Origin of the sequence: Micromonospora sp. DT43 (genome assembly GCF_049841645.1) — a bacterium.
Classification (GTDB): domain Bacteria; phylum Actinomycetota; class Actinomycetes; order Mycobacteriales; family Micromonosporaceae; genus Micromonospora.
The window spans coordinates 12,211-30,273 of the sequence record NZ_JBNCKR010000025.1 but is presented as its reverse complement, the minus strand read 5'-3'; the positions used below and the strand labels follow the sequence as shown (position 1 = coordinate 30,273).

The 18,063-nt window shown below is 68.7% G+C and carries 15 protein-coding genes and 1 pseudogene; 7 read left to right on the top strand and 9 right to left on the bottom strand.

All coding sequences use genetic code 11. From position 1 onward, the window contains the following. Window positions 1-992 (bottom strand): GH25 family lysozyme (locus tag ACLQ26_RS32835; protein WP_425748246.1); only part of this gene is annotated, 992 nt, incomplete at its 3' end. A gap of 208 nt (window positions 993-1,200) precedes the next feature. On the opposite strand from ACLQ26_RS32835, the gene ACLQ26_RS32830 reads away from it, so the two are divergent. Next, window positions 1,201-4,065: an AfsR/SARP family transcriptional regulator gene (locus ACLQ26_RS32830; protein ID WP_425748245.1), complete on the top strand. Its 2,865-nt coding sequence runs from the start codon at window positions 1,201-1,203 to the stop codon at window positions 4,063-4,065. Between the two features lie 218 nt (window positions 4,066-4,283). Here ACLQ26_RS32830 and ACLQ26_RS32825 read toward each other — a convergent pair whose 3' ends face one another. From ACLQ26_RS32825 to ACLQ26_RS32815, 3 genes are all read right to left on the bottom strand, one after another. Then, the gene (locus tag ACLQ26_RS32825) at window positions 4,284-5,129 is read right to left on the bottom strand and encodes a hypothetical protein (RefSeq protein ID WP_425748243.1); all 846 of its coding nucleotides are present in this window, start codon (window positions 5,127-5,129) and stop codon (window positions 4,284-4,286) included. Next, window positions 5,126-5,707, bottom strand: coding sequence for an RNA polymerase sigma factor (locus tag ACLQ26_RS32820; RefSeq protein WP_425748242.1), 582 nt, complete (start codon window positions 5,705-5,707; stop codon window positions 5,126-5,128). The genes ACLQ26_RS32825 and ACLQ26_RS32820 overlap by 4 nt, the downstream gene beginning before the upstream one ends. Before the next feature lie 441 nt (window positions 5,708-6,148). Continuing rightward, window positions 6,149-8,857 (bottom strand): RICIN domain-containing protein, encoded by a 2,709-nt coding sequence (locus ACLQ26_RS32815; protein WP_425748241.1) that lies wholly within the window; start codon window positions 8,855-8,857, stop codon window positions 6,149-6,151. Window positions 8,858-9,423: 566 nt separating this feature from the next. Between ACLQ26_RS32815 and ACLQ26_RS32810 the strand changes: the two genes are divergently transcribed. Continuing rightward, window positions 9,424-10,554 carry a LacI family DNA-binding transcriptional regulator gene (locus ACLQ26_RS32810; protein WP_425748240.1) on the top strand — a complete coding sequence of 377 codons (1,131 nt, stop codon included), beginning with the start codon at window positions 9,424-9,426 and terminating at the stop codon, window positions 10,552-10,554. Window positions 10,555-10,690: 136 nt separating this feature from the next. Here the strand turns inward: ACLQ26_RS32810 and ACLQ26_RS32805 are convergent, their stop codons facing one another. Continuing rightward, the gene (locus tag ACLQ26_RS32805) at window positions 10,691-11,653 is read right to left on the bottom strand and encodes a helix-turn-helix transcriptional regulator (protein ID WP_425748238.1); all 963 of its coding nucleotides are present in this window, start codon (window positions 11,651-11,653) and stop codon (window positions 10,691-10,693) included. A 62-nt stretch (window positions 11,654-11,715) separates the two neighbouring features. Here ACLQ26_RS32805 and ACLQ26_RS32800 point away from each other — a divergent pair, with 62 nt between their 5' ends. Then, window positions 11,716-11,838, top strand: coding sequence for a hypothetical protein (locus ACLQ26_RS32800; protein WP_425748237.1), 123 nt, complete (start codon window positions 11,716-11,718; stop codon window positions 11,836-11,838). Window positions 11,839-11,898: 60 nt separating this feature from the next. Next, complete coding sequence (locus ACLQ26_RS32795) at window positions 11,899-12,729, top strand: NAD(P)H-binding protein (protein WP_425748236.1); 831 nt, start codon at window positions 11,899-11,901, stop codon at window positions 12,727-12,729. 11 nt (window positions 12,730-12,740) lie between these two features. Here the strand turns inward: ACLQ26_RS32795 and ACLQ26_RS32790 are convergent. Then, window positions 12,741-13,666: pseudogene (locus ACLQ26_RS32790) on the bottom strand (helix-turn-helix transcriptional regulator). Window positions 13,667-13,798: 132 nt separating this feature from the next. On the opposite strand from ACLQ26_RS32790, the gene ACLQ26_RS32785 reads away from it, so the two are divergent. Further along, window positions 13,799-14,140, top strand: a complete 342-nt coding sequence (locus ACLQ26_RS32785; RefSeq protein WP_425748235.1) for an SDR family NAD(P)-dependent oxidoreductase — start codon at window positions 13,799-13,801, stop codon at window positions 14,138-14,140. Between the two features lie 74 nt (window positions 14,141-14,214). Beyond that, complete coding sequence (locus ACLQ26_RS32780; protein WP_425748233.1) at window positions 14,215-14,415, top strand: hypothetical protein; 201 nt, start codon at window positions 14,215-14,217, stop codon at window positions 14,413-14,415. Between the two features lie 308 nt (window positions 14,416-14,723). Here the strand turns inward: ACLQ26_RS32780 and ACLQ26_RS32775 are convergent, their stop codons facing one another. From ACLQ26_RS32775 to ACLQ26_RS32765, 3 genes are all read right to left on the bottom strand, one after another. Next, entirely contained in the window at window positions 14,724-15,029 is a 306-nt protein-coding gene (locus tag ACLQ26_RS32775; RefSeq protein WP_425748232.1) for a hypothetical protein, read from the bottom strand. A gap of 284 nt (window positions 15,030-15,313) precedes the next feature. Further along, window positions 15,314-16,735, bottom strand: a complete 1,422-nt coding sequence (locus tag ACLQ26_RS32770) for a dihydrolipoyl dehydrogenase family protein (RefSeq protein ID WP_425748231.1) — start codon at window positions 16,733-16,735, stop codon at window positions 15,314-15,316. Window position 16,736: 1 nt separating this feature from the next. Further along, window positions 16,737-17,354 (bottom strand): hypothetical protein, encoded by a 618-nt coding sequence (locus ACLQ26_RS32765; protein ID WP_425748230.1) that lies wholly within the window; start codon window positions 17,352-17,354, stop codon window positions 16,737-16,739. A gap of 55 nt (window positions 17,355-17,409) precedes the next feature. On the opposite strand from ACLQ26_RS32765, the gene ACLQ26_RS32760 reads away from it, so the two are divergent. Continuing rightward, the gene (locus tag ACLQ26_RS32760; protein WP_425748229.1) at window positions 17,410-18,018 is read left to right on the top strand and encodes a TetR/AcrR family transcriptional regulator; all 609 of its coding nucleotides are present in this window, start codon (window positions 17,410-17,412) and stop codon (window positions 18,016-18,018) included. Window positions 18,019-18,063 lie beyond the last annotated feature (45 nt).

Here is an 18,063-nt window from a genome sequence, read left to right as displayed (position 1 = left end):
AGATCCTGCGTCACCCACGCACCACCCAACCGCGCCAGATACGTCTCCTGCACATGCCCATCAGCCGCGTTCACCGTAAACACACTCGTATACCCCTCATGCACCACCGCCTGACCACCCACCACAGACAACGGCACCACAGAACCCCCACCGGCGAGCGCGGCGAGGTCGGCGAGCGTGCCGTTGAAGACGTCGTAGTCCCGGGTTGCGCCACGCTCGCACGCGTCGATCTCGTACTGCCAGAACGTCCAGTTGGCGCCCCAGCCCGGCACCGACGGTGGCGCGGAGTTGCAGCTGCTGATGTCCAACGGATATTGGCCGAACGCCGCGCTGTTTCCGGTGCACGGGTTCCACCAGTTCACATTGGTGTAGAGCATCGGCGTCGTGCCGATGCGCGTCTTGACCTGCGCGAGGAACGAGCTGATCCACGACCGCATGGCGGCCTGCGACAGCCCGTAGCATGCCGGCAGGTTCAGCGACGCGTACGGCCATTCCATGTCGAGAAACGGCGGCAGTGTTCGACCATCGGTCGACCACTGCATCTGGTTGACGAAGTGGTTCGCCTGACCCGCGGGGTCGCCGAGGTCCGGTCGGCCGTACGCGTACGCGCCGGTGTAGAGCCCTGCGTCCTTCGCGCCGTGGTAGTCCTGATCAAAGTACGGATTGACGTAGGAGGTGCCTTCTGTCGCCTTCACGAAGGCGAACTCGTCGCCTCCTGCCCGCTGGGCGGCCCAGTTAACCGTCTTGCTTCCCGCATGGTCATGACTGGAGACGTCGATGCCGTTGATCGGATACCCGGTGGGCTGTGCGGCCGCGGCGGCCCTGGCCCCGGTGCGGCCATGGGCGGCGCCGTGGCCAGCCCAACCGTTGTCGGTGTCGCTGTCCGGCTGCGGTGCCGCCGACGCCGGAACGCCTGCGAGCAGGACACCGAGCGCCATCGCGATCAATGTGGCGGCCCGTAAACCACCGGTTGTTCTTCGCACGTTCAACATCCCCTGTCCCTCCCCTTGGTGGTCCCCGATGTGCACCGGGAACAGGTACGGGTCGGAGCGTGGCAGCGTGGGCTGGACCACGACTGGACGGCGATCGCCCGTAGTCGGCGGCGACGATGGGCAGCGCCGACGACCGGCGGGACGACATTCGTAGGCCCATGTTCGCTAGCGTGTGAGGTCAGTCGGACGATTGCAGAGGTTGTCGCGGATGGACTTTGCTCTGCTCGGACCGCTGGAGGTGCGGTTGCAAGGACGGATCCTGCCACTGGGCGGGGTCCGCAATCAGTTGGTCCTGGCATGCCTGCTGCTGCACGCGGGTGGGACAGTCACCCCGCAGGAGCTCGCTGATCTGGTCTGGGACGGTAACCCGCCGATGACGGCGCGCAAACAGATCCAGACGGTTGTCTACCAACTTCGACGCCTGTTCGCAGCGGCGCCGGCTCTTTTGCAGACGGACAGCGCCGGCTATCGGCTCGTGCTCCGCAGCGACCAACTCGACGTCGACCGGTTTTCAACAATGGTCCTCGACGCGCGGGCGCGGACGTCCCGCGGCGACCTGAGCGGGGCCGTAGAACAGTTCAGGACGGCGTTGGGGCTGTGGCGTGGACGTCCGCTCGCCGGACTGCCCGGACGGACCGTGGAACGGCACGCGACGCATCTGGAGGAGCTGCGGCTGACTGCCGTGGAGGAATGCGCGGAGATCGAGCTGCGGCTCGGCCATCACCGGCAGCTCATCCCCGAGCTACGGGCGCTCGCCGACGCGCTCCCCTTGCGGGAAAGGCTCACTGGTCTGCTGATGTCCGCACTGGCCGGCGACGGCCGGCAGGCCGAGGCGATCAGCGCGTATCACGAACGGGCAGCGATCCTGCGGGAGGAGCTCGGGGTCGATCCCGGCCCGATGCTGCACGCCGTCTACGTCGAGACGCTGCTCGGGGCGGAGCGGGTCGCCTCAGTGGCGGCGGAACCGTCACCGGCCACTTCGCCACCGCCGCACTCCGAGCCGGTCGTTGCCGACGACGACCACGCCGAGGCCATGGTGGCACCCGCGCAGCTGCCGGTCGACATCAGCGGATTCGCGGGCCGAGCAGAGGCCCTCGCCCGACTCGACCAGCTGGCCGCCCGCGTCGGTGCGGGGCGAGGGACCGTCGTCATCGTCGGGCTGGCGGGCAGCGCGGGCGTCGGGAAGACCGCGCTCGCCGTGCACTGGGCGCATCGCGTCGCTCACCGGTTCCCTGACGGGCAGCTGTACGTCAACCTTCGTGGTTACGGCCCCTCAGAGGAGGTCACCCCGCCTGACGAGGCGGCCCGGGTCCTGCTCGACGGGTTGGGGGTGTCCGCACAACGGATGCCCGCCGGCCTGGACGCGCGCACCGCGTTGTATCGCAGCCTCATGTCCGGACGTCGCATGCTGGTCCTGCTCGACAACGCCCGCGACGCCGCACAGGTCAGAGCGCTGCTACCCGCCTCGTCGGGTTGCCTGGTCCTGGTGACCAGCCGCAGCGACCTGGCCGGCCTCGTCATCGGCGAAGGCGCAATCCCGCTGCCAATCGACGTCCTCAGCCGCGACGAGGCACGCAAGCTGCTCCGCAAGCGACTCGGCGCCGCCCGGATCACGCGGGAACCGGCCGCGGTCGAGGAGATCGTCAACCGGTGTGCCCGGCTGCCGCTAGCTCTGGCAATCGCGGCCGCGCGCGCCGCAATCGACCCCCGACGGTCCCTCGGCGACGTAGCCCGCACACTAGCCGAAGCCGAGAGGCACCTCGACCCGTTCGCCGGCCCGGACACCACGACCGACATCCGGGCGGTGTTCTCCTGGTCATACCAGTTGCTGCGACCGGCCGCCGCGCGCCTGTTCCGGCTACTCGGGCTACACCACGGCAACGACATCTCCGTGGCCGTCGCGGTGAGCCTGACCGGCAACCCGCCAAGCCAGGTCATGGCTGCCCTGGCCGAGCTGGTCAGCGTGCACCTACTCACCGAAGTCGAGGCGGGTCGGCACGGTTTCCATGACCTGCTCCGTGCCTTCGCCCGCGAGCAGGCCGCCACCGATCCGGAGGCTCGGGAGGGCCTCCGTCGGCTGCTCGACCACTACCTGCACACCGCCGCATCCGCCGCCCGGCACCTTGACGCGTCGCGCAGGACGATCCCGTTGCCGGAACTGGCACCCGGCGTGGTCCCGGAGACGATCACCGGCCAGGACCACGCAATGGTGTGGTTCACCGCCGAATATCGTGCTCTCATCACCGGTGTGTCACTGGCGGCCGGGTCCGACGACGCCGGACTCGCCCTACATCCGGCCCGTCTCGCCCGGACGCTGACGGACTACCAGAAGCGCACCGGACGGTGGAGCGACGCACTCGCTGCGCATCGCACCGCCGAGGTCACGGCGCGGCAGCGCGGTGATCAGCTGGGTGAAGGGCTCGCGCTGCACGGCATCGCACGGGCACAGACGTACCTCGGCGATGTCGACAGCGCCCGGGATGCGGGCCTACGTGCCGTGTCGATCTTCCGGGATGCAGGACTGCACCTCGCCGAGGCGGATGTGCACCGCAGCATCGTCGTCGCCCTGTCTCGCGTCGACCGTTACGTCGAGGCGTTGACACACGCCGATCGACAGGTGGAGTTGTATGCCGAATACGGAGGTGCCGCCGACCGCGCCAACAGCCTCAACACCTACGGGCTCACGCTCGCTGAGACCGGCCGGTACGACGAGGCGCTCGACCCGCTCGATCGAGCGCTGAAGATCCAGTACGAACTCGATGACGACTACGCCGCGGCCTTCATCCACGACAGTCTCGGGCGCGTCTACCTTCAACTGGGCCGCCTTCAGGACGCCGATCTGCACTATCGGCGATCATTGGAGCTGTTCGACCAGGAGGGCGACCGCTACGCCATGGTGTACCCGCTCTCCGGACTGGGTGACCTGTGTGCGGCTCAAGCCGATGAACCGGGCGCACGGGACCTGTACGAACGTGCGTTGGTGCTGTGCCGCGAGGTGGGCGAGCACCATTGGACTGCGCGGCTCATCGAGCGGCTCAAAGGCCGCGGGGACGGGCGCGACTTACCGGTTTGACCTGCGCACACTACCCCGCCAGAGAGCTTCGTCGACGGCTAACCAGAACCGCTGAGCACTCCGCGGTGAAACAGGATGCCGCACCGAGCCTGACCTGTGGAAACATGGAGCCGCAGGCGAGGGTGGGTGCAGTTGAGCGCCGTTCGTTGCCGTTGGGCGCAGTTTGGGCCGTGCAGTGCACCCTGTTGCTCCCAACCCGCTCCCCCGAACCGGGGAAACTACCCTCGCCACCTCTCGGCGGGTCGGCAACCGCTGGTCGGTGTGCCGTAGATCCGCTTCCCGTCCGGGCCCGCAAAGCAGTGCTCCAGTTCGTCCTCGGCCTGGAACAGCGGGCGCCTGTCGATCTCCGTCCCCTCGGCGTCGTAGCTGACCAGTTCAGGATCGTTGCCGGCCCTGAGGCGAGCGTCGCTGGTCATCAGGCCGAACGCTCCCCCGGAGAGCCGGGCCGCTGTGGTGTGGCCGTCGCCGTGGTCGAGTACGAGTCGGTGGACACGTCGGCTGACCCGGCCGCTGGCGATGACGTCGCCACCATCGTGGTCGGTGGAGGTCAGCAGCAGTCGCTGCACCGGCCCGGGCAGCCACTCACCGTGCGGCCAGGGATCGGTGGCGCCCCCGCCGGACTCACGGGCCGTCCCCACCCACTCCACGTCACAGGTGGCATAGCCCACGTCGTTCATGAACAACACCAGTGCACGGTCACCCCGCTCGATAGCCACCGCCAGGTCAGCCAGTGACATCGGGACGGGTTGCTCACTCGGGTTCTGCCGCGTCTGAGGTTGCGGGGAGTTCCACTGCAGGCACCGCTCGGCCGCATCCTGCAGCGTCGGCGACAACTCACCCGATCCCATGGCCAGCACCTGCACAGTCGATCGGTCCGGCCGCTGCCACACCACCGCCGCAGCACCGGACACCACGGCCAGCAGCACCACCCCCGCCACAGCGACTCGCAGTCGTGGCGTACGAGCTGGGCGCGAACGCACCGAACAAAGGATCCGGACCCGCATCGCGTGCGCCGCCCGCGGCGGCAGGTCCCGCTCCGCGGGTAGGTCGAGAATGTTCTTCACCGCTCCCCCTCCTGAATCTCCTCGGGCAGCAGCCGCGCCAGGCGACTGCGCGCCCGACTGACCCGCGACCGCACCGCCACCTCACTGATGCCCAACACGGCCGCCGCGTCCGGGTACGACACGCCGGACCACAGGCACAACGCCACCGCCTCCCGCTCAGCCGGCGGCAACTCACGGACCACATTGAGGACCTCGGTCATCCGCCGCTCGTCGTCCAACCGCGCGGAAACCTCGTCCGCGAGGTCACCATCGGCGTACCGCTCCGCCGGTAAACGCCGTAGCAGCGCCAGCCACCGGCGCGCGGACCGCCACTCGGAGCGCACCGCGTTGGTGGCGACGACCAGCAGCCACGGCAACGCCGAGCCGTCCACCAGGCGGGCGTCGTGCCGGCGGCGCCACGCGACGAGGAACGTCGCCTGGGTGACGTCCTCGGCCGTCGACCACGACCCGGTCAGCCGGAACGCATGGTTGTAGACCGGACGGGAGTACCGGTCAAAGAGCCGACCGAACGCCAACTCGTCACCGGCGACGATCGAGAACCACAGTTCCTCGTCCGACAGCCGTACCTGATGCCTCACACCCCACTATGGCCGCCCACGCCGACTCTGTTGCAGCTCACGACGCACCTCTCGAACGGAGGCGGCGCAGAACAGCGCGGGACCCGCCGTGGCCATGGATGTGACCCGCAGCTGACGGGTAGGTAAGTCGGGCGGCTGTCGAGGCCGTAGAGCTCGACCATGTCGATGGCTCAGCCGCGTCCGCAAGATGGTTCGGGAGTAGCCAGCGGACTCCAACTGCCGGTACGCGCGTTCGACCGTCCGTGCACTCAGCCGTGACGCCCGGGCCTGACTCACGTACGCCTAGCGAGCGGGCCGGGCCCGCGTCTGTTCGTTCGGTAGCTCGTGTCCCACCGTAATTGGATCGCGCCGACTCGGAGGCACAAAGCGTGCCCCCGAGTCGGCGCGACAGTCGGCAGCCCGTTACCGGCGGCCGGACTTCACACTCACCTCTGCCACTGGTCAGGAGGCTACGAACTGCCACTGTTGGTTGGTCCCGCCGTTGGCGGTCCACTGCACGACCTGCGCTCCGTCGCTGGTCGAGGCACCGGAGACGTCGGCCACGAGTCCGCTGCCGCGGCTGACGATGGTGTAGTAGCCGTCACCGGTGGGCCGCAGGTACCACGACTGGTTGGCGCCGCCGTTGGCCGACCACTGCTGCAGTTGCAGGCCCGCGGTGGTGCTGCCGGCGTTGACGTCGAGGGCCTTCCCGGAGGCGGTGTAGCGCAGGGTGTAGGCATCCTGCGTGGCGCTGACCGTCCAGGTGGGGGTGCCGCTCTGCTGGACCGCCTTGGCACCGTCGGCGGTGGAGTTACCGGCGATGGCGAGGGGCTTACCGCTGTTGCGGTTGACGATGCGGTACGTGCCCGGCGTCGGCCCGGTTCCGCCGCCTCCAGCGAGGTTGAGGTACTCGACCGAGTCGCTGAAGACGGTGCTGCCGGACTTCGTGGTCGACAGCTGCAGGTACACGCGGCTACCGGTGGCGGGGGCGGTGAAGGACACCGGTTGGGTGACCCGTGAGCCGAGCGGGATGGTCAGGGTGGTGTTGCCGGACGCGACGACCGCGCCGGTCGGGCTGTCGAGCCGGGCGGTCCAGGCGAAGCCCACCGAGGTGTTGGTGAAGTCGTCGTTGAACACGGTGATGTTGCGGGTCACCGTGGCGTTACGGGCGTAGGAGGGCACCGCCTGCGGCAGCGGGAAGGTACCGTTCGAGTCCGAATTGCCAGAGGCCGACCAGTACGGCAGGTCGACCGCGGCCACCGGGTTGAACGCCGCCTGCACCCGCTGGATCTGCGCGTTGCCCCACGGGTCAGGCAGATTGTCCGCGCCGTAGATGGGGTGACCGCCCTCCTCCGGGGTGAAGTCGGTGGACCGCACACCCGGCACCACGCTGGCCCAGGCGGACAGCAGCGTGTACGGACGCAGGTCGCTGGCGCCCTTGCCGCGCTTGGCCATGGTTGCCGTGGCGAACCACTCGAAGCCCTGCTTGTTGTTGCATGCCGGCCAGATGAACTCGCCCTCGCCGTCGGGACGCCCGTTCACGCTGACCAGGCCCTCCCCGTACCTGCCGAAGCCGTCGACGTAGTGCGGGATCACCGCGAAGTTGGCGTACGTCATCCCGGGATACAGACTGACATTGTTGCCGACGCCCACCTCGGCGATGATCGGCCGGGTTCCGTCGGCGCCGTTCATCGCCGCGTACAGCTCCTTCTCGAACTGTTCGGAATCCTGGCCGCTCTGGTTCGGCTCGTTGTTCTGACTCCAGCGGATGATCGCGGGGTGGTTGCGGTCGCGCAGGACCAGCGCACGGGCGTGGTTGACCATGTTGTCGTGCCCGACGGACTCCTTCCACTCCTGCGAGGATTGGGAGCCGCGAATCGCGACCTCGTCGATGATCATCAGGCCCATCTCGTCGGCGACATCCAACATGTACGGGCTTCCGGGCTCCTGGTGGATGCGCACCACGTTGTAGTTCAGCCGCTGATAGTTGTCCACCGCCTGCGGCCAGCCGCCATTGCCGGACGACGGGGGCAGGAAGCCGGGCAGGGTGTGGTACGCGTCGCCCTTGCCGCCGTTGTTGATCCGGTCGTAGTCGGCACCCTGGAGGTTGTCGCCGCGGAAGTTCACGCGCACGCCGTTGAGGTAGTAGTAGTCACCGTTCTGGGTGGCCTCCCGGAACCCGAACCGGTACTCGGCGTCGCTCGTCCGACCGTCGTCGGTGACGGCATGCACCGTCAGCCCGTGCAGTTGCGCCCGGTACCCCGACCGGTACGGCACGTTGGGCCACCAGTAGGAGGTGCTGTCGAGGTTCCACGCGACCGGCCCGACGGTCACGGTCGCGGTCGAGCGGGCCGCCACGGTGACCGTACGGCTGGGCAGATCCGGGTAGCTGAAAGCCGTTCCGTTCTTGGACGACAGAGACCCGGTCAACGTCACCGACCGGGAACTGGCCGACGTGTTACGGACCGTCACGTCGTAGGTAAGCGTCTTGTTCGCCACCGACGTACGCACGAATGTGTCGCTGACGTACACCGCCGGGTACACCCGCAGGGACGCGGACCCGAAGATCCCCTGCGGGACCGCCTCGGACCACGTGGCGGCGTCGGGCACCAGGTACCGGCCGTTGGATGCCTTCAACGCGCCGCGGCCCTTCACGTTCACGGTGATCGTGTGGGTGGTGCCGGGCGCCGCGTATGCGCTGATGTCGAAGTTCGACGGGGTGAACGCCGTCGTCTGGGTGGCGACCACCCGGCCGTCGACGGAGAGCGTCGCCTGGTGGTTCACGGCGCCGAACTCGATCCAGGTCGACTGCGGCTGGCCCGAGTCCGGCACGGTGATGCTGCGTGAGTACACCGCCTCGTTCACGGTGGTGAAGCCCTGCTTGTACCAGCCGCCACCGGGCACCGCGATCGTCGTCGCCGCCCGGCCCGCGGGTGTGAAGGTCCACGTCCCGGCCAGGTCGACCGAGGTGATCGCGGCGTTACCGGCCGCCACACCGTCAGGTCCGGCGGCCGCGACACCCTGCTTCGCGACCGGCGCGGCCAGGGCCGACCCGGGGGGTGCCACGGTCAGGCCACCCAGCGTCAGGGGCAGGGCGAGCGCCACGGTCGCGGCAAGCCCTCTGGCCAACGCCGACAATCGGCCTCCCCAGTGGACGTTAGTACGATGCACGGTTACCTCCTGTGACTCACCCGGCAGCTCCGCAACACCGGTTCAGGGCACAGCCTCAAGGCCGACACTCGAATCGATTCGACAAATCTGCCGGCGTCGCCGTCCACCCGGGACGGGGTGGCTGCGGCCGAATACATAGCTATGTATTAATGGGCGCATCGGGCGTGAAGTCAAGGTTTCAAGGCGGTTACTTCCTGCTCCTGACGCCTCGCAACCTTCGAGCGACCGCCCATAAAGTACGGCCTTCCGGAGCACTAGGGCATCACGCTCAGGCATTCCGTGCCGCCGGCCCACTGACGTGACGCCGATCAAATTGCGAAACGATTCGCCTCTGCGGCGCCCGGCCGCGGGACACGCTGAAGACGCGGACAGCAATGCGGTCCTCGGCGAAGTCGGCCGGCGGGGCACGGCCTGAACTGTTCGGCTCAAAACTGGGGTTAGGGTGCTGGCAAGGAACGTGCTTCGCCAGCGTCACGGGCGGGTTGCGGGCTCTTAACGGTGAGTGTCTGACTGCGTAGACATGACTGCGCAATCATACAGGACTATGACTGGCGATGGGAGGTGCCGTGACGCGACTGGCGAGGCCGGGTGGAAGCCCTCCGACGCCGCGCAGCGTGGACGTCGCGCGGCTGGCCGGCGTCTCCCAGAAGACGGTGTCCAGGGTCCTCAACGACGAGCCGTACGTCTCGGCCGACGTGCGCCGGCGGGTGCTGGACGCCGCCGCGGAGCTCGGCTACCGGCGCAACCAGGCGGCCCGGGCGCTGGCCTCCGGACGGACCCGGTCGATCGGCGTGGTGACGCTCGGCAGCGCCTTGTACGGGCCGGCGTCGTGGCTCATGGGTATCGAGCGGGCGGTCCGGAAGGTGGGCTACACGCTGCAGGTGGCCACCACGATCGAGGGCGACCCGGGCGGCATCGCGAGCGCCCTGGCGTCGCTGCTGGATCAGGGCGTGGACGGCGTCGTCGTCTCCGAGCCGATCGACGAGGGCGTCGGCCTGATCAGCGTGGACGTGCCGGTTCTGGTCGTCGGCGCGCCGCCCACCTTCACCGCGCCGCAGGTGGTGACCGCCAGGGTCGGCGCGGGCCGGCTCGCGCGGGCCGCGACCGAGCACCTGCTGGAGTTGGGGCACGCGACCGTCCATCACCTGGCCGGCCCGCAGCGGTGGTATTCGGCACGGGACCGTCTCGCCGGCTGGCGCGAGGCGCTGCGAGCCCACGGCGCCGACGAGCCGCCGGTCGTCGAGGGCGACTGGTCGGCCGCGTCCGGCTACGCGGCGGGCCGGGAACTGGCCGGCGACGGCACCGTGACCGCGGTGTTCGCCGCGAACGACGACATGGCGATCGGTCTCATCCGCGCGCAGCTCGAGGCCGGGCGCCGGGTGCCCGAGGACATCAGCGTCGTCGGGTTCGACGACATCCCCGTCGCCGCCTACGTCACTCCCCCGCTCACCACCGTGCGACAGCGGTTCGACGAGGTCGCGCGGCAGGGCCTCGCGCTGCTGGTACAGGTCATCGAGAAGCCGGACGTCGAGCTTCCACCGGCGGCCGACCAACCGGTCGAACTCGTCGTCCGCGCCTCGACGGCGCCACCACCGCCCCGGCCGATCCCGGGACCTGGCCGCCGAGCGATCCCCCATGCCCACGGTGGCTCGCATGGTCAGCCCGCCGGCAGCGAAGTCCCATCCATCCAGCCCTGATCGGCCTGAAGGACCCGCCCCGGACGTTGCCCGTGGGATCGGTGTCTCAGACGACGGACCCGTTGCGAACTACAGCCTGCTCACCCGCACTGCTATGCCAGTCCACAACACCTGCCGACGCCATACGGTTGTTGCCTCATGCGCCGCCCGCGGCTCGTCGGTACCGGTCGGCGAGCAGGTCCAGGTGGGCGATGAGCTCCGGAGGCTCGATGACCTCGAAGTCGGCGCCGAGCAGTCCGAACCAGACGGCAAGCTGCTCGAGGTTGTCCGACCCCGTCCGCACCTGGCAGCGATTGCTGTCTATCACCTCCACCGGCCCTACGGCGGGTGGAAGTCGCTCCAGGACGACATCGGCGGGCAGGTGAACAATGATCGTCGCCCGGTGTCGCCACACCGCACTGCCGATGCCCCGCATCACGTACGTGCCGATGTCCACATCCGGCAGTGGGCGGGCGAGGAACCGAGGCCCGTGCGGTAGGCGCAGCGCCATGCGGTCGACCCGGTACGTACGCCAGTCCTCACGCTGGATGTCCCAGCCGACGAGGTACCAGCGTCTACCCCAGTTGACCAGGCGGTAGGGCTCGGCCTCGCGTCGGGACTCGACGGCATCGTGGGAGCGGTAGTCAAAGCGCAGCCGTTGCTTGTCTCGGCAGGCTGCGGCGATCTCACTGAGCGTGGAGGCCGCGACCTGGTTGGCATCGGCGCCGGCAGAGACAGCGACGCTGTAGTTCTGTAGAGCGTTGATCCGGTTGCGCAGTCGAGTGGGCAGCACCTGTTCGAGTTTGGCCAGGGCACGGGAGGAGGATTCCTCGATCCCGGCCACGGAAGGCGTGGCGGTGCGCAGTCTGATGGCGATCGCGACAGCTTCGTCATCCTCGAGAAGCAGCGGCGGCAGAATGGCTCCGGCGGCGAGGCGGTAGCCACCGTCAGTGCCGAAGGTGGCGTGCACCGGGTAGCCGAGAGCACGGAGTCGCTCCACGTCGTTACGCACGGTTCTCGTCGTCACACTCAGTCGCTCGGCCAGTTCCGTGCCACTCCACCTGCGCGGGGTCTGCAGCAAGGACAGCAGGCGGAGCAACCGCGCAGACGTTTCCAACATGCCGGAAGTTTTCCACGTCAGTAGGAACCTGATGTTCCTAGTGGGCTGCCAGAGTCGGCGGCATGGACGACAACACGGAGGCACCACCCGGGCGCTGGCTCGGCCTATCTGCTGTCCTCGCGACTCTTGGCACGATCTTCTTCGCCGTCGTCGGGAGCGTGGGGAGGTTGACCAAGAGCAGCTAGCAACCATTTGCCAGCCAACTTTCAACCTTCTGTCACGCCTCACCATCTCTGGAGCAATAAATGATTCTAGTGACTGCGGCAACTGCGCCCGTGGGCCGGTCCATTGTCGAGCAGTTGGTACCGATCGGCGTACCGGTGCGGGCGCTGACCCGTGATCCCCAGCAGGCCAATCTCCCCGCCAGCGCCGAGGTCGTAGCGGGAGACATGAGAGACCCCGCGAGCCTGGCGGCTGCGGTAAAGGACGTGGACGGCGTCTTCATCCTTGCTATGGGGCCCGGGGTGCCAGAACTTGTCGAGGCGGCGAAGAATGCCGGCGTCAAGCGGGTTGTGTTCCAGTCGACGGCGGAGATCGACGACAACGCCGAGCAGCAGCCTAACGACATCGCCGTGTTACACCACGAGATCGAGCAGGCGATCATCCGCTCCGGCATGCAGTGGACCTTCCTGCGGCTGGACCTCAACTCTGCCGACGCGCTGCATTGGGCCTTCGACGTCCCCGGCCAGCTCGCCGCCGGAGATGTCGTTCGCGGTCCCTACGCGGACGCTGCCGGCTCACCCATTCACCCCGCGGACCTCGCCGCCATCGCTGTGGTGGCGCTGACGCAGGACGGGCACAGCGGGCAGCGGTACCACGTCACCGGACCACAGTCGTTTACGCACCGAGAGCAAATTGAGCTGATCGGCAAGACCCACGGCCGGGAGCTGCGCTACGAGGAGATCGATCCCGCCGCCGCCCGCGCGGAGATCGCCCCACATGCGCCAGCGGATCTGCTTTTCGCCACCTGGGAAGCGCACGTCAACAAGGCCGCACCGGTCACGGACGCGATCGAGCGAATCACGGGCCGCGCGCCCCGGAGCATCCGCGAGTGGGCCGAGGCGCACCCGGCCTGAGGTGACCTCGATCATGAAGTCCCGGTAGGGGTGGGGCGGGCTGCGGTCCAGACCGTCTGGGAGGGGTGCTTGTTGGTGAGCGCTGAGCGGGTCGCGTGCAACGACGCCAGGAGCTGCAGCCGGTCCGCGTCGGCACTGCCCGGCTCGGCGGTGAAGACGAGCATGACGGAGCCGGGGTTTCCCGGTAGGGGGTAGGTGTCCCAGTCCAGGACGATGTCGCCTACTCCGGGAGTCCGGAAGGTCTTGGTACCGGAGACCGACTCACGTACGTCGTGCTGGGCCCACAGCCGCCGAAACTGGGCACTGCGGATGCTCAGCTCACCAACGATCGCGGCGGCGCGTGGGTGGGTGGGGTCGGTGGCGACGGCGGCGCGCATCATGCCGATGTAGTCCAGAGCCTGCCGCTCCCAGTCCGGGCAGCTACGCTCGCCGGTCAGCGTGTCGTCGAAGAGCAGTAGGAGCATGTTGAGCCGGTCGGCGGGTAGGCGTCCGGGTCGCCGAGCAGTGCCTGCGCCATCGGGTTCCAGTCGAGCAGGTCGAGATGCCGGCCGAGTATGACCGCAGGAGTGTCCATCACCCGCAGCAGGCGCCGTGTGCCCTCCGGCACCCGCTCCGGATCACGGTTCACCCGGGCGGGCATCGACCGGCGGGCGGCGTGGGCCAGGGTGAACAGGTGCCGGCGTTCCTTGTGGTCGAGGCCGAGCGCGCCGGCAAGCGCGTCCAGGACGTCGTCGGACGGGCGTACCTCCCGGCCCTGTTCGATCCGCTGGTAGTAGTCGGTGCTCAGCCCGGCCAGCAGGGCCAGCTCCTCGCGCCGTAGCCCGGTGACCTTGCGCCGGCCGCCCGGCTCCAGGCCGACGTCGTGCGGGCGCAGCCGACTACGCCGAGCGCGCAGGAAGTCGCCAAGCTCACGAGCGTACGGATGAAGGCTGTTCATGCCGCAAGTGTGCAGCGGCCCGGACCGCCGAGAGTAGGTCCCTCAGACCTAGGCAACCGAGAACGACGGAACCCGTCGGGATCGCTCCTAACGTCGGTGGGGCGAGCGCACCGACACCTCCAGGAGCAGCAGATGACCGGATGGACCACCGACCACATCCCCGACCAGCACGGTCGGGTCGCCGTCGTGACCGGCGCGAACTCGGGCCTCGGCCTGGTCACCGCCACCGAACTGGCCAGCCACGGCGCCCACGTCGTGCTCGCCGTTCGCCACACTCCCGCCGGCAAGGAGGCCGCCCGCCGGATCGGTGGCGACGTCGAGGTACGCGAGCTGGACCTGGCCTCCCTCGCCTCCGTGCGGACCTTCGCGGCGAAGCTGGCTGGCGACCACCCGGCGATCGACCCGCCTGCGCGCCGCCGGAATGCCGGTCGTCAGCGTCCTGGCCCAACCCCCGTCTCACCCGCACCAACCTGACTCCGCGTGCCTGGGAACACCGTGGCCGATTCGGGAGACTGATCGCGTCGGCCGGCCTGCTGGCAACCCAGCCGGTGGCGCAGGGCGCGCTGCCGCAGTTGCGCGCTGCGACCGAGCCCGGCGTGCGGGGTGGCCAGTTCTTCGGCCCGTCCGGGCTCTGGGAGACGCGAGGCAGAGTCACCGAGGCCCGGCTCAGCCAGGAGGCCACCGACCCCGCCTTCGGCACGCGGCTCTGGGCGGCAGCCGCGGACCTGACCGGCGTCAACTACCTCTGACGTACGACGATCACCGGCTGGCCGGCGGCGATCCGCAGCGTCGCGATCAGCCGCACCTGCCATCGCACGGCTGCCAGCCACGATCGCGCGTGGCCCATCGGCATGAGCGGAAGCGCCCTACCGCCTTCACATCCCCGGCGGCGACGGCACCGAAAGGGTCGGCGACATAGTTCGCATGACGAGTACCGCAACGGCGATAAGCAGTCGAGGCGTCTTCATGCGGCGGGTGCCGGCGGTGAGGCCGACGTCGGCTGAGGAACCCCGGGCGTAGGCGTCGTTTCTGCCTACCCCGGGGGAGCTCGTAATCCTCAAGCCTGCTCGATGTCCGAGAACAGCCCCTTGAACGTGACCTGCGTCCCCACGAGCGTGCCGAAGACATCAGCGGCAACGGTTGTCGCGACCGCTGCGGAGGCGTCCTCGTAGCTGTCGAAGTAGAGGTCGAGCGTCCGGTACGCGGGGGTAGCGGTGCCATCCTCCTTCGGCCACACTTTCGCAGACTCGAGTCGCCGCAGCTTCGGGAACTTCGCTGCGGCAGCCTTCACGTTCGCGTAGGCCCGCTCGAAGTCGTCGGGGTTCGCAGGGTTATCGATGACGATAGTGATCTTGGTGGGCACGGGGCTCTCCTCGAAGTGGAAAGATGTTCGTTCTGTTTCGGAAATAACTAGCGCCGCGGACCTGAATTGAAAATTCCGAACGTCCGTCTTGCCAATGACGGCGGCGATGCGGGAGCCAGCTCAGTGGCTCGCCTCCGGAGCGGGAACAACTCGCTGCGAGGACCTCGGGTCCACCTGAGAGGCACCACGCTCGATGGACAACGGGATTCGTCCCCAATGCACGGTAGTGGGCGGCGAGTCTCGTCCCGGCGCGAACAGCGCCGGGACGAGCGCTCGGTTCGCCGTCAGCGGCCGTAGGTCTCCAACAGCCGCAGCCACACCTCGCTGACCGTCGGGTACGCCGGAACCGCGTGCCACAGCCGGTCGAGCGGGATCTCGCCGACGATGGCGATCGTCGCGGCATGGATGAGTTCCGCGACGTCCGGACCGGCGAGGGTGAAGCCGACGATCACCTTCCGGTCCTCGTCGACGACCATGCGGGCGTGTCCCTTGTAGCCGTCGGCGTGCAGGGAAGCTCCGGCGACTGCCCCGAGGTCGTAGTCCACGACCCGGATCCGTAGCCCAGCCGCCTCGGCCGCGCTCGCGGTCAGCCCGACCGACGCGATCTCCGGGTCGGTGAAGACCACCTGCGGCACCGCACGTTCGTCGGCCGTCGCCACGTGCCGGCCCCAGGGGCCGTCCTCGACCTTCTCGCCCTTCGCCCGGGCCACGATCACGTCGCCCACCGCCCGCGCCTGATACTTGCCCTGATGGGTCAACAACACCCGCCGGTTCACATCGCCGGCGGCGTACAACCACTCTCCCCCGCCGGCGACGCGCAAGGTGTCGTCGACCGCCAGCCACGCACCGGGCGCCAGCCCGATGCGGTCGAGGCCGATGTCCTGGGTGTTCGGTGTACGACCGATCGCCACCAACACCTCGTCGGCCTCAACCTGCTCGCCGGAGGCGGTCTTGATGTGGACGGTTCCGCTGTCGTCGCGGTTGACGGCGACGGCCTCCGCGCCGAGGCGTACCGACACACCGGCCCCGCGCAACGACTCAGTGACCAGTTCACCGGCGAACGGCTCCGCCGACGGCAGCACACCGTCACGGGCCAGCACCGTCACCGACGATCCCAGAGCGGCGAACGCGGTCGCCATCTCGGCAGCCACCACACCACCGCCGATGATCGCGAGCCGACGGGGAACCGAACTGGCCGAAGCCGCCTCACGGCTGGACCACGGCACCGCCTCCCGCAGCCCCGGGATGTCCGGCAACAGAGCGCTGCTGCCGGTCGCGACGACCACCGCGTGCCGCGCGGTCAGCCTCGTCGTGACGCCGTCGACGCCGGTCACCTCGACAACCCGGGCGGAGTTGATCCGCCCCTGACCACGGTGCAGTGCGATGCCCGCCGACTCCAGCCACGAGACCTGCCCGTCGTCCTGCCAGTGCGACGCGAAGGAGTCCCGCCGGGCCAGCACCGCCGCCGCGTCCAGGTCGCCCGTCACCGCCTCCCGCGCACCCGGCAGTTGGCGAGCCGCCCGCAACGCCGACGCGCTGCGCAGCAACGCCTTGGTCGGCATGCACGCCCAGTACGAGCACTCACCCCCTACCAACTCCCGCTCGACGATCGCGGCGGTCAGCCCACCCCGCACGACCCGGTCGGCCACGTTCTCCCCGACCGGACCGGCACCGATCACGATGACGTCGTACTCGATTGTGGTCATCTCAGTTGCCCTTCGCGGCGCGGCCGAGGCGGATGGCGGCGATGAGGAAGAAGATGGCACCGGGAATGGCGTAGCCAGCAGCGTTGGTCAGCGACGGGTTGTCCGCGGCAGCGCCGGCGATGAAGGACCCACCGGCCAGAACCGAGATGCCGCCACTGATGATCATCGGCCACTGTCCGCCCATCTTCCGACGAGTGACCCCCACGATCAACTGAACCAGACCAGCCACGACCGCCCAGGCGCCCCACACCCGCAGGACAGCGGGAACACCGGACGCCCCGGCGACACCCACGCCGACCGCCGTGACCAGGCTTACCGCGATGTTCACGTACAGCAGGGTCGGCGAGCCCGTGGCCCGCGACGCGCGGAGGTCGTAGATGGCGGCACCCACGTCGAACAGCGGGTAGAGCACGAACAGCGCCACCGCGAGCGGACCGATCTCCTTGGCGGTAGCGATCGTCACGCCAGCCCAGACGATGGCGAACGCGAAGCGGACGAAGTACAGCCGCCGCAGCGCGGAAGCCGTCTGGGAGATACCGGGCGAAGCAGCAATGGTGGTCACGGGTGACCCTTTCAGCGGAGGGGCTTGGGAGACCGATCGTTCTGTCTTGTTCAGCATGACAGACGCAACGTACATCGTCAAGACCGAACGTTCTATCCGCTACGATGGCGGTATGACGTCCACCGCACCCGGTGCCCGGCCCTCCGAGGCGCGCCGCCGGCTCCTCGCCGCGGCGACCAGGATCTTCTACGCGGAGGGCATCCATTCCGTCGGCGTGGATCGGATCATCGCCGAGGCGAAGGTGACCCGGGCCACCTTCTACCGGCACTTCCCCAGCAAGGACGATCTCATCCTCGCCTATCTGCGTGAGGTCCATGAGATGGATCGCGGCGCGGTCGACGCGGTCATCACCACCAATTCACGGCCGGTCGGCCCACTCCTGGCCATTGCCAACTCCATCGCGGGGAGCATCCAGTCCCCGGGGTTTCGTGGATGCGCGTTTCTGAATGCTGCGGCGGAGTATCCCGACACGGAACATCCCGTACGTCAGGAGATCGTCGCCCACCGGCAGTGGTTCCTGGACACGCTCACCACGCTGATGGCGCAGGTCCAGGAGGAGACGGCAGAGCCCGCCGCGCGTCACTTCGTCATGCTCCGCGACGGTGCCATGGCAGCCGGATGCCTCTTCGACCCCGCGATGGTGTCCGAGACCTTCCTCCGCGGCGTGGAAGGACTTCTCCGGGTCACTGCCGAGCGCCAGCCGACCGAATCCGCGGGCTAGTCCGCGTGGCCGCGCGCGGCCAGGCTTCCGCGTCCGGATCGCCGG